Genomic DNA, 12,496 nt, shown 5'->3' on the forward strand with positions numbered 1-12,496 from the left:
GAAACTCCTGCTGATCGCGGCCTTGGCAAGCCATGTGGGATTAGTTTTTCCGGTAACCCAACAAACGTCAACGGCTAGGTGCCGGAAAGGGCGGTCTTTTAGGTGCGTGTCCCGATCGACGTGTCACCGGCGCGCACGGTGACCGTGCTGACCGCCCCCGGGGACAGCCGCACGCGGCGCGGCAGGCCCCACGGCGTGTGCACGGCCACGTCACCGTCGCCGCTCAGCGTCGCCGTCAGGCCCGCCGGCGACCAGGCCAGCCGCTCCACGGTGATGCCGCCGCGCGCCCGCACGCCGCGGATCTCCCCGGCCGGCCAGACGGCCGGCAGCGCCGGCAGCAGCCGCAGCTGCTCCGGGGCCGGCCCGGCCCCCGGCGCCCGGGCCGGCCCGGCGCCGACCAGCATCGCCACGACCAGTGCGGGCAGACCGCCGCAGATGTCGACGTTGAAGATCGCGCCGGCGTTGTGGGTCGAGACCAGGTTGGGGCGCCAGTACCGGCCGGCGAGGCGGGTGATCACCTCGTGCGCCGGCTCGGCCAGGCCCAGGGCCGCCGCCGCGAGGCCGAGCTGCACCAGGCCGAAGGCCATCTCGTCGCCCTGGTCGCGCCACCAGTCCAGCCGCGCGGTCACCGCCCGGCCGGCCGCCGCGCGCAGCGCCGGGTCGGCGAGCAGGTCCGGGTCCGGCTCGTACCAGAGGCCGTAGAGGTGGGAGGCGTGGCGGTGCGCCGGGTTGTCGTCGAGCGCCGGGTGCAGCCACTCGGCCAGTACGCCGTCGCGCACCTCGTAGCCGGGCAGCGCGTCGTGCAGCCGCAGCCAGGCGGTCGCGCGGGGGTCGGCCAGCCCGAGGGTGTCGTGCGCGGCCAGCAGGTTGCGCAGCAGGTCGCGCACTGCCGCGACGTCCGCGGTGGCGTCGAGCGCCGCCTGCGTCCCGCTGCCTGCGGGGGAGTTCTCCGGCGAGTACGACGGGACGAACGCGGCCCGCCCGCCCTCGACCGTCACGAAGTCGAGATAGAACTCGGCCGCCTCGACCAGGAACGGGTACGCCCGCTCGCGCAGGAACGCCGGGTCGCCGGTGTAGCGCCAGTGGTCGACGTACAGCCGCGACAGCCACGCGGCGCCGGCCGTCCAGAAGGTCAGGCACCAGCGCGGGCCGAAGTGGTTCGCCAGCCCGTGGCTGCCCAGGTGCGCCGGCACGAGGATGCCCCGGGCGCCGTAGAGCCGCCGCGCGTTGCGCCGGAAGTCGTCGCGGTGCGCGTCGAGCAAATCGAACAGCGGCAGCATCAGCTCCGGCGTGCCGGTGGCCGACAGCGCCGCGACGGCCGCCTGCAGGTTCCCGTCGAGCGTGTACCCGGAGCACCAGGCGGGTTCCCAGGTGCCGCTCCACACGCCCTGCAGCGCGGGCGGCAGGTCCCCGACGCTGGAGATGATCGCGTACCGGCCCGCGTCGTAGAGGGCCGCGACGAGGGCCGGGTCGGCCGGGTCGGCGAGCAGGGCGTCGGCGTCCGGCACGGTCGGGGCGCCGCCGAGGGCGAGCCGGGAGCGGCCGAACAGCTCCCCGTGCACGGCCGCGTGCGCCGCGAGCAGCTCGTCGACGTCGGGCAGCGCGTCGAGGCCGCGCAGCTCGTCAAGGCCGCGCAGCGCGTCGACGTCGGTCGGCGCGCCGACGACCGTGCGGGCGAGGACGACCAGTTCGGTCGCCGCCTGAACGCGCAACCCGCCGTCGCCTGCGGGCGCCGTCGCGCCGTCGGTGCGCACGCGCGCCGTGACGGCGTACTCCTGAAGGGTCTGGAAGCGGCCGCGGAGGGTGAGCGTGTCGCGTTCGGTGACCAGCGCGTGGTCCACCGGGCGCGGCGGCGTCCCCGCGACCGGCACCACGGTCAGCGCGCCGCTGACCGGGCGGGCGGCGCGCACGCGGACCACCACCACGTCGTGCGGGCGCGAGACGAACACCTCGACGCGCACGTCGTCCCAGGTGTGGGTGACGACGCCGGTGGCGAAGTCGGTGGACCGGGTCCACGGCCCGGCCTCGCCGTCGAGGGTGAGGCGCAGCGTGCCGGCGCCGATCAACGGGTCGATCCAGCGCAGCTCCGCGTAGCCCGGGTCGGCCGCCTCGGCGACCGCGACGACCAGGTCGGCCGCCTCCTGGCGGCGGTCGTCGCGCAGCAGTCGGCGCAGCTCGGGCAGCACGTCGGCGGTCGGCGGCGGGTCGAGCGGCTCGTACAGCGGGTGGCGCAGGCGTTCGTGGGCGAGATCGACGTGCAGCGCGCCTGGGGCGCCGTGGACGATCGCGCCCTGGCGGCCGTTTCCGCTGATCAGGCCGTGTTCCCAGGTGGGCGCGGGGGTCCGGGAGACGAAGCCGCGGGGCTGGTCGGAGTCGTTGACGGCCAAGGTCACCTGGCCTAGTTTGGCTAACGACTAAACAAAAGGCAATCCGGGGGTACGGCGTGGACTGGCCGAGAGGCATGGCGGGACGGCTCTGCTACGGCGGGGACTACAACCCCGAGCAGTGGTCGGAGTCCGTGTGGCGCGAGGACGTCGCGCTCATGCGCGAGGCCGGGGTCACCATCGCCACCGTCGGAGTCTTCGCCTGGGCGCTGCTGGAGCCCGCCGAGGGGGAGTACGACTTCGGGTGGCTCGACCGGGTGCTCGACCTGCTCCACGAGAACGGGATCTCCGCGGCGCTGGCCACCCCGACCGCGTCGCCGCCCCCGTGGTTCACCCTCGCGCACCCCACCGGCCTGCCCGTGGACGCGGGCGGGGTGCGGCTCACCCACGGCAGCCGGGACACGTACTGCGCGTCGTCGCCCGACTACCGCGCCGCGGCCCTGCGCATCGCGACCGCCCTCGGCCGGCGCTACGCGTCGCATCCCGCCGTGGCCATGTGGCACGTGCACAACGAGTACGGCACGACGTGCCACTGCGACGTCACGGCCGCCGCGTTCCGGGACTGGCTGCGCCGCAGGCACGGCACGCTCGACGCGCTCAACGCGGCGTGGACCACCGCGTTCTGGAGCCAGCACTACACCGACTGGGCGCAGATCATGCCGCCGCGCGCCACCCAGTACCTGCACAACCCGGCGCTCGCGCTCGACTTCAAGCGGTTCACCTCCGACGAGCTGCTCGCCTGCTTCGTCGAACAGCGCGACGCCCTGCGGGCGATCGACCCGTCGGTGCCGGTCACTACGAACTTCATCCTCGGCGGGTGGGTCCCGGTGTCGCACTGGGACTGGGCGGCCGAGGTCGACTTCGTCGCCATCGACCACTACCCGGCCTCGGCCGCCCCGCTCGCCGCCGAGGAGGAGACCGCGTTCGCCGCCGACCTGGCGCGCGGCTGGGCCGGCGGGCGGCCGTGGCTGCTCATGGAGACCGCGCCGAACCTCATCTACGAGCCCGGCCGGATGACCGTGAAGGAGCCCGGCCGGATGGCCCGGCTGTCTTTGCAGTACGTGGCGCGCGGGTCGCGGGGCAGCATGTACTTCCAGTGGCGGGCGCCGGCCGGCGGGTCGGAGCTGTACCACTCGGCGATGGTGCCGCACGCCGGCCCGGACAGCCGGGTGTTCCGCGAGTGCGTGGCGCTGGGCGCCGACCACGCGGCGCTCGGCGACCTCGCTTCGGCCCCCGTGTCCGCGTCGGTCGCGATCCTGTGGGACGACGAGGCGTGGTGGGCGTCACAGGCCCCGGCGTTCCCGTCGGCGTCGCTGGACTACCAGGCGTCGATCCGGGCCGCGCACGGCGCGCTGTGGCGGTCGGGGGTCACCTGCGACTTCGCCCGGCCCGGGGCGGACCTGTCGGCGTACTCCCTGGTCCTGGTGCCCAGCCTGTATCTGATCTCGGACGAGGCGGCCGCATCGTTACGGTCCTATGTAGAGGCCGGCGGGACGCTGGTCGTCTGGTACTTCAGCGGGATCGCCGACCCGTCACCTCGCGTACGGCTCGGCGGGCACCCGGGCGCGCTGCGGGACCTGCTCGGGGTGCGGGTCGAGGAGTGGCTGCCGCTGGCGCCCGGCGCGTCCGTGGCGCTGTCCGACGGCTGGTCCGGCACGCTGTGGTCGGAGCGGGTCCACCTGGCCGGGGCGACGGCGGTGTCGACCTATGTCGACGGGGTCCTCGCCGGCCTGCCGGCCGTCACCCGGCACCCGGTGGGGGCGGGCCGGGCGTACTACGTCTCCACGGCGCTCGCGGACCTCCCGGCGTTCCTCGGCGGGGTGTGCGCTGAGGCGGGCGTTGCGCCGGTGCTGCCCGGCCTGCCGCCGGGGGTGGAGGCCGTCCGTCGCCGTGACCCCGACACGCTCATCGTCATCAACCACACGACGTCGGACTGCTCCGTCCCTTCTGTGGGAACGGTGGCTGCGGGCGCCTACGTCGTGATCCACTCCGAAGGTTGAACCCGGGTTGGTACCCCCAGGTGCCAGGCTGGTTCAGGCTAGTCGCGTAATCGCGATCGTGGCGGATCCAGACACACCTTGCTGCCAACAGGCGATCCCGGAAAAGTCCGCGATTCTTGCTGACTTTCCGACCTCTGCCGGAACCGATCATCATGGTCCGACTCCGACAGCACGGTTTTTTCAATCCGTTTGACGGATCATAGCGATTCCGTTCTGCCGGTAGACCTTGACTACCAATCGTCGGGAGACCCTGGAGCGCCATGTCCGAGAAGGAAGCCAGGAAATTGAGGCGCGCGGAGTGCAACTTCCGGGTGACGACCGTCTACGCCACTTCTTGGCGGTTCAAGGGCAAACTGAACGGCGGCGAAGGGACGCCGGCCTATCTTGGCGAACTGGCGGAGAGTTACCAGTTGTACCGGGTTCAGTTGCCGCGCCTGCTCCCGCCGCGCGTGCTTGGCCTCGCGCTGGAGAACGCCGACGTCGGAATTCTGCGCCTATCCGGCGAGTCGAAACCGAATGTCGAACTCGTCGACGGGGTGGCCGAACTGTTCACGCTCCCCTCAAACCAGGTCGTCCTAGCGGTGACCCTCTGGCTCCGTGGCAAGCACCTGACCCGAGAGGAGGCGGCCGCGCCGATCGCGAACATCCTGGAAAAATGCATTCGCGGCGACATCACCCTTGGCGCGCATTCGGCCGAGAACGCGTTGCCCGAGATCATTGCACGTGCGCCGAGGGCACACGAATTTGAGCGCGACGGGCCGGACAAGCTTGACAGCACGCCGATGACGTCCTTGTCGCCCGAACGCCATCAGCTCGTATTCGCCAGAGGGGCCGCCCATACCAAAATCGGTGACGACGACGTGCACCGGGCGATCCTCTACCGCAACAAGCCTCCGTACCGGCCTGAATTCGTGCTGATGGAACGTCGGCCGGACCAGCTCAACAAGGCTAATGGCAACGGGCGGACGCCGCCCGCGGTCGGTGTCGTCACGCCGTATATCAGCCTGCTGTACGGCCAGCCCAGGTACGTCGACTCCAGCATCTTCCTGTCCACCGTGCACGCGGTCGGTACGGCCGCGCGGTTCCGCTATATCTGGCGGCAGGCGTACGAACAGGTGTTGCGGTTCCGTGAACAGAAGCAAAGGACGGTCAGCGGCCTTCAGACCCGCGAGGACCTGGAGGAACTAGCGGATAATCTCGGCAACCTGGAATTCGATCTCGCGTTCAGCGTCGAATTCCCCTTGATGCGCGTGGAGACCTTCCAGTCACAGCTGTATGAGGCGATGGACCTCGAAAAGCAGGCCGGCGCGCTGAGCCAGATGTTCACCCAGCTCGGGGGCAGCGTGCGGTCGGAACTCACCGCGATCGAGGTGCGGGAGCGGCGGGAGGCCGAGTCCCGGCAGCGCTGGAACTCCATCGCGGCCGGCGTCCTCAGCCTGATCGGTGTGCCGGTCGGCTTCGTCGTCGCATTCCTCGGCGCCAACATCGCGGAGGTTCAGGCGAACCCGTTCGAATCGATGTGGTCCGAGAAATTCGCCGTTGTTTATCTCGTCGCGAGCTGTTTCGCCTTCGCGCCAGGCTTCGTCATCGCGTTCCCGCATCTGCGTAACTACGTGAAGCGTCATGTCGACCGCAAGCCGCTGGGTTGGGGTCTCAGCGTGACCCTGCTTGGCGTTGCGACACTCGCCGGCGCGATCCGGTTGCAGCACCAGTCCAACGATCTGCTAAGGCTGGTCGACGTCGTCGCCATCTCGCTCGGCGGCTACGCCATTCTCGCCGGCCTGACTGTGACCGGCCTGTGGTTCTGGTGGAAGGCCGTGCGGGACCGCAAGAAGCGCACAGTGGTGGAGCCGGAATCAGGTCAGGCCGCGTCGTCGGATGACGCTCCGACCCCCGTCGTGCCCGCGCAGAGGGAACCCGTCAACGCCGCATGATCCGCAATCGACGAGGGTCGCGGTTCACCGTCGGTCGGTGACGTGGCTCCTACGTGGTTGTCGCAGGACCTGATCAGCTGTCCTCGTGGCCGGGCAGTGGGGCGCTGACCTCGGGATTCGGGCGGGCCAGAGGTGGGTTGAGCCGCAACGCATCAAGGTGCTGGGTAGTTGATCGATCTGGGTGGCGGAGCGTGCGCCCTTCCCACGGATCGATTCCGTCAGGCTCTGCCATGACTCGCCCCACGGCGTTCCTGCTCGCAGCCGCCGCGATGCGGCTCGGCACCTACCGCGGTTCCGACGGGTTCGACCAGTGGTTCGGCATCCCGAGGTACACCCCGGACGCGGCGTTCAAGCAGGGGTGGGGAAGCGACGACGACAGCGGCCACTCGCACACCCCCACGGTGACCGTCGCGATGCAGGCGGTGGACACCTCGGTGCGGATCTCGGGTGTCGCCCGTGACGCGGACGCCCCTTCGGCCCGCCTCTACCTGTCGGTGTCGGTGGGCATCCGCCGGATCGCCCGCGTCCGCACGGACGCGCGGCACACCTTTGCGATCGACTTCGTCGGGGCGCCGGGCCGGCACACGTACGTGGTGCGGGTCGAGGGCGTAGGGCCGGGCCCGCGCACGGTGTCGGTGAGCAGGACGGTCGTGCTCGTCGTGCCGCTGCCGCCCGTGCCTCCGTCCTCGCCGGCAGTGGCCGGCTAGGTCAGGTCGACGATGATCGGGGCGTGGTCGGAAGGGCCCTTGCCCTTGCGCGCCTCGCGGTCGATCCACGCGCGGCTCACCCGGTCGGCGAGGTCCTTCGACGCGTACACCAGGTCGATGCGCATGCCCATGTCCTTGTGGAACATGCCGGCCCGGTAGTCCCAGTACGTGAAGGGGTTGTTGCCCTTCATGGGCTGCGGCACGACGTCGTGCAGGCCGAGGTCGAGCAGGTTGACCAGCGCGGCGCGCTCCTCGGCGGTGACGTGGGTGGAGCCCACGAACGCGGTCGGGTCCCACACGTCGGCGTCGGTCGGGGCGACGTTGAAGTCGCCGCACACGGCCAGCGGGGTGCCGGTGGCGAGGGTGGGCGCCAGCGCGTCGCGCAGCGCGGCCAGCCAACTCAGCTTGTACGTGTAGTGCGGGTCGTCGATCGTGCGACCGTTGGGCACGTAGACCGACCAGACGCGCACCCCGCCGCACGTCGCGCCGATCGCGCGCGCCTCCGGATCGGGGAAGCCGGGCTGGCCCGCGAACCCGCGCTCGACGTCGACCAGGCCGACCCTGGACAGCAGCGCCACGCCGTTCCACCGGCCGTCGCCGTGCGCGGCCACCTCGTAACCCAGCTCGGCCACCTCCGCCTCGGGGAAGGTGGCGGTCTTCGTCTCCTGCAGGCACACGACGTCCGGCTCGGTGGCGCGCAGCCAGTCGAGCAGCCGCGGCAGCCGGGCGGTGACGGAGTTGACGTTCCAGGTGGCCACGCGCATGTCCCCGACGTTAGTCGCACCCGCCGACACCCGCTCGCCACCCCACTCAACGGATCTTGGGGGCGATAACGGCCCGTAGGAGGTGAACGCCCCCAAGATTGGTTGCGGGGCTGAGGTGCGGCGTCAGAGGCGGGTCAGGGTCACCGCCGTGCTGGCGTAGTCGCCGGAGGGGAAGGCGAGGGGGAGGCCCCGGGTGAGGAGGAGGGCGCCGGGGTGCTCGGCGCCGGTGGCGTCGTCGCGGTAGACGGCCGTCGGGTCGAGGCCGCGTAGCGGCAGTGGCTGCGGGAGACGGCCGAGCGTCGGGAAGGGACGGTACGCGAGGACGACCGAACGGTCGCCGTCGGGCGCGACGTACTGGACCGCCGTGACCGGGGCACCGGGCGGGGCGAGGCGGTACTGGCGGCCGTGCTGGACGATCGGGCGGATCTCCTTGTACTGCGCCACCAGGGACGCCGCCTCGGCGAGCTCGGCGGGCGACCACTCGGTGAGGTTGCCGCCGACCGCGAGCACCCCGGCCATCGCGACGTGGAAGCGGAAGCGCAGCGGGACGGCGCGGCCGTTGAGCCAGTTCGGGCTGTCGGTCACCCAGGCGGCCATGATGCCGGCCGGGTAGAGCTGACTGAAGCCGTACTGGATGCCGAGCCGGTCGTACGCGTCGGTGTTGTCGGAGGTCCACACCTCGTCGGTGTGCGCGAGGATGCCCAGGTCGACCCGGCCGCCGCCGCCCGCGCACGACTCGATCCGCAGCCGCGGGTGGTCGGCGCGCAGGCGGTCGAGCAGGGCGTACACGCCGGTGACGTGGTCGATCCAGAGCCGGTCGGCATCCTCACCCACGGAAGGCCAGCCGGCCTCGGTGAAGGGGCGGTTGAAGTCCCACTTCAGGAAGTCGATCTCGTGCTCGCGCAGCAGGCCGTCGAGCCAGCCGTGCGCCCACTCGGCGACGTCGGGGCGGGCGAAGTTGAGCACGAGCTGCTGGCGCAGCTCGGTGCGGGCGCGGTTGGCGCTGTGCAGCACCCAGTCGGGGTACGCCCGGTAGAGGTCGCTGTCCGGGTTGACCATCTCGGGCTCGACCCACAGGCCGAACCGCATGCCCAGGCGGTGCACCTCGTCGATGAGCGGGGTCAGGCCGTTCGGGAACCGGTCGGGGTTGGGGGTCCAGTCGCCCAGGCCGGCGTTGTCGTCCAGCCGCCTGCCGAACCAGCCGTCGTCCATGACGAACAGCTCGACGCCCAGCGGCGCGGCCAGCGCGGCGAGCCGCTGCTGGCCCGCCTCGTCGACCGCGAACCCGGTCGCCTCCCACGAGTTGTAGACGACGGGACGGACCTCGTCCGGCCTCGGCAGCACGTGCGCGCGGACGTGCTCGTGCCACCCGCGGCTCGCGCCGCCGAACCCGTCGGCGCTGAACAGACCCGAGAACACGGGAGTACGCAGGCAGTCGTCGCCGGTCAGCCGCCAGGTGACGGCGTCGTGCCCGTACCCCCCGAGGACCTGGACCCGGTCGGTGGGTGAGCGGTCGACGGTGATCCGCCAGCTGCCGCTCCACGCGAGCGCGGCGCTCCACACCTCGCCGGCGTCCTCCGTGGCGTCGCCCGCGTCGATCATCACCCACGGGTTGGCGTGGTGGCCGGTGAGGCCGCGGCGGCTGGTCAGCGTCGTCTCGGCGCGGGCCACGGTGACCCGTTCGAGCTGGCTCTCCGCGCCCCAGTGGCCGGTCACGTGGCTGAGCCGGTAGTCGGGGCGCGGCGGCAGGGTCCAGCACGCCGAGTCGAGGCGCGTCACCAGCGCGGGCGGGTCGGACGGGTGGCGCAGCACGCACCAGCGCTCGATCACGTCGCACCCGTCGTGGACCCGGTAGTGCAGGTCGAGCGTCAGCGGGTAGTGCTCGTCGGCGTAGCTGAGCGTGAGCGTCGCGGCGCCGTCGGCCTCCTCGACCTTGTCGCCGAGCAGCGTCGGCTGCACGGGCCGGGTGCCGTCCGGGAACCGGAGCTGCAGGCTGCTGAGGCCGAACCGGGGACCGCCGTCGACGACGTACTCCTCGGGATGACCGTGGCCGTCGCCGATGCCGTGCGCGGGGCCGTACGGCGCCATGGATGCCGCCTGCGCGAGCGTCAACGGGACGCCCCAGTGCAGGTGGACGGGCAGGCCGACGTCGCCGACCCGCAGCGCGTACGACGTGGAGGGGGTGGACAGCAGCCAGGTACGCGTGTGTGCCGCGGAGAGGATCGACGACATCTGACGGAGCCTAGTGGTCCACACTGAACCGGGTAAGAGCCGTTGCCGCTTAATCCGGGTGACGTACTGTGTCGCTCCATGCAGGCTCCGTTCCCCTCGCACCGCCTCCGCCTCGAGGTCGCGCTGGAGTCCGGCACGCTGAGCTGCCGGGCCGTGCTCGACGGCGACGTGGTCGGCACCCGCGCGGTGCCCGAGCCGTACGGCATGGCGAGTGTGTGGGACAACCTCGGCCGGGGCGCCGAGGCGGAGGGGAAGCTCGTCGCGGCCGGCCGTCGGCTGGGCCGCGCGCTGCTGGACGAGGCGGTCCTCGGTCGGATCGCCGGTCTGATCGACAACCTCGGTCCGGACAGCGTGCTGGAGGTCGTCGTCGAGGCGAACCCGGCCGCGCTGCCGCTGCCGTACGAACTGGTCAGACTGCCCGACGACCGGGTGCTCGCGCGGCTGCCCGAGGTGACCCTGGTGCGCCGCCGGGCGGGCACGAGCCGGGCCGTCGCGTCGTCGCCGGCGGCCGGGCCGCTCAAGGTGCTCGTGGTGGCCGCGGCCACGGACCACGACGCGCGGTTGCGGGCGCTGTCACCGCTGCTCGACCGGGCCGTGCCGGCGCAGTTCACGGTGCTGGAGGTCGCCGACCTGACCCAGGTGGCCGCGGCGCTGCGCGCCGACTTCTACCACGTGGTGCACATCGAGGGGCAGGGCGCCGCGCCCAGCCTGCAGCTCACCGACGAGGACGGCCGGCCCGCGCCGGTCACGCCGGTCGAGCTGGTGCAGGCCGTGCGGCGCGACGACCGGCCCGTGCCGTTGATCTTCCTGGCCAGCGGGTGCGCCGGCGTCGAGGGCGTGGCCGCCGGACTGGTGCGCTTCGGCGCCGACCGCGTCGTGGTCATGCAGTCGCGACCCGCTCCCGGGTACGCGGTCCACCTGGCCGCCACGTTCTACCGCCGGCTCGTCGAGCAGAACGCGCCCGTGGCGGTCGCCCTCGCGTACGCCCGCTCGGTGGTGCTGCCGGCCGGCGACGAGACCCCGCAGTACGGCCTGCCCACCCTCCTCGCCGCCGACACCGACCCGCCGCTGCTCGACCCGGCCGCCCCGCCTGTGCCGCTGACCGGCGCGGGCCGGATCGGCAACGCCGGCTACCCGGTCGAGCTGGGCCCGGGCCGGCTCGTGGGCCGCAGCGAGCAGGTGCGGACCGCCCTGCGCGCGCTGCAGCGGCCCGCCGCCGAGGGCCCGGGCGCCGCCGGCGTGGTGCTGACCGGCAGCCCCGGCGTGGGCAAGACGTCGGTGGCCGGGCGGATCGTGGCCCGCCTGCGCGACCAGGGCTGGACCGTCGTGCTCCACAGCGGCCGGTGGAACCCCGAGGCGCTGCTGGAGTCGCTGGCCGACGCGCTGGCCGCGGAGTCCACGATGGACCAGGTCGCCCGGCTGCTGCGCGACCCGGCCGTCGACGACGCCGGCAAGCTCGGCGTCGTGCGGCAGCTGCTGCGCGCCCGCCGGTTGCTGCTCGTCTTCGACGGCCTGGAGCAGAACCTCAGCGGGTACGGGGACGGCTTCGCCGACGCCGGGTTCGGCGAGGTCCTGCGGGCGCTCGCCACCGCGACCGGCAAGGGCCGCCTGCTCGTCACGTCCCGTGACCTGCTGCCGGGCGACCTCGACCTGACCCGCGTCGACATCGCGCCGCTGACCGCGCGCGAGGCGGAACGGCTCGTCGAGCGGATGCCCGGCCTGCGCGGACTCGCCGCGGACGTGCGGGCGGAGGTGCTGCGCGCGGTTGGTGTCCAGCCGCGCCTGGTGGAGTTGGCCGACGCGCTGGCCCGCGACGGCGCCGCGGAGTTCGCGGACACGCTGGCGGGCCTGGGCCGCGCCCCGGCCGAGGCGTGTGCGCAACTGGTGGCCGCGTTGCTCAAGCGCCGCACCCACGGCGAGCGGGAGGCACTCCTGCAAGCCGGTACCTGCCTGAGCCCGTTGAGCACCGGGGACCTGGCGGTCGCGCTGCACGGCCCGCACGTCGGCGCCTTCGACACCGACGACGCGGCGCGGGCCCTGGCCGTGCTGGTCGACCTGGCGCTGGTCGCCCGCCTCGACGACGGGCGCCACGTGGCGCAGCCGTGGGTGGGCGAGGCGGTGGCGGCGCACCACGACGGCGGGGCCGGCCAGCGTCACGCCCGCGCGATCACCGTGCACGACCGGCGCCGGCGCACGGGCGTCGGCGGGTTCGACGACCTGAGCGAGACGGTGCGCCACCTGACCGGCACGCGCCGCTTCGCCGAGGTCGCGACCGTGGCCATCGGCGGCCTCGACGACCTGCCCGGCGCGCTGGCCCGCGCCGCCCTGCTCAACCAGGTGACCCGGGCCCTGCCCGCCGACACCCCCGGCTACCTGGAGCTGGTCTACCGGGAGCTGGACGAGCTCGGCGGCCTCGGCCTGGCCGGCGCGGCGTTGGCGCGCGCGACCGAGGCGCTGGGCGGCGCCCGCCGGGCG

At 72.8% G+C, this 12,496-nt stretch carries 7 protein-coding genes; 4 read left to right on the forward strand and 3 right to left on the reverse strand.

Going from position 1 to position 12,496, the window contains the following annotated elements; genetic code table 11:
- Positions 1-98 precede the first annotated feature (98 nt).
- Complete coding sequence (locus ABD211_RS20535; protein ID WP_344134256.1) at positions 99-2,393, reverse strand: glycosyl hydrolase family 95 catalytic domain-containing protein; 2,295 nt, start codon at positions 2,391-2,393, stop codon at positions 99-101.
- Positions 2,394-2,443: 50 nt separating this feature from the next.
- Between ABD211_RS20535 and ABD211_RS20540 the strand changes: the two genes are divergently transcribed.
- The 3 genes from ABD211_RS20540 to ABD211_RS20550 all read left to right on the forward strand — a co-directional run bounded on the left by ABD211_RS20540 (position 2,444) and on the right by ABD211_RS20550 (position 7,025).
- Positions 2,444-4,384: a beta-galactosidase gene (locus tag ABD211_RS20540; protein ID WP_344134259.1), complete on the forward strand. Its 1,941-nt coding sequence runs from the start codon at positions 2,444-2,446 to the stop codon at positions 4,382-4,384.
- Between the two features lie 260 nt (positions 4,385-4,644).
- Complete coding sequence (locus ABD211_RS20545; RefSeq protein ID WP_344134262.1) at positions 4,645-6,318, forward strand: hypothetical protein; 1,674 nt, start codon at positions 4,645-4,647, stop codon at positions 6,316-6,318.
- A 230-nt stretch (positions 6,319-6,548) separates the two neighbouring features.
- The gene (locus ABD211_RS20550; RefSeq protein ID WP_344134265.1) at positions 6,549-7,025 is read left to right on the forward strand and encodes a hypothetical protein; all 477 of its coding nucleotides are present in this window, start codon (positions 6,549-6,551) and stop codon (positions 7,023-7,025) included.
- Here ABD211_RS20550 and ABD211_RS20555 read toward each other — a convergent pair.
- Positions 7,022-7,789, reverse strand: a complete 768-nt coding sequence (locus ABD211_RS20555; RefSeq protein WP_344134268.1) for an exodeoxyribonuclease III — start codon at positions 7,787-7,789, stop codon at positions 7,022-7,024. The genes ABD211_RS20550 and ABD211_RS20555 overlap by 4 nt on opposite strands.
- Positions 7,790-7,912: 123 nt before the next feature.
- Positions 7,913-10,021 (reverse strand): alpha-galactosidase, encoded by a 2,109-nt coding sequence (locus tag ABD211_RS20560; RefSeq protein ID WP_344134271.1) that lies wholly within the window; start codon positions 10,019-10,021, stop codon positions 7,913-7,915.
- 78 nt (positions 10,022-10,099) lie between these two features.
- Between ABD211_RS20560 and ABD211_RS20565 the strand changes: the two genes are divergently transcribed.
- On the forward strand, positions 10,100-12,496 hold a 2,397-nt coding region (locus ABD211_RS20565), incomplete at its 3' end, for an AAA family ATPase (RefSeq protein ID WP_344134273.1).

Origin of the sequence: Luedemannella flava (assembly GCF_039528515.1) — a bacterium.
Taxonomy (GTDB): domain Bacteria; phylum Actinomycetota; class Actinomycetes; order Mycobacteriales; family Micromonosporaceae; genus Luedemannella; species Luedemannella flava.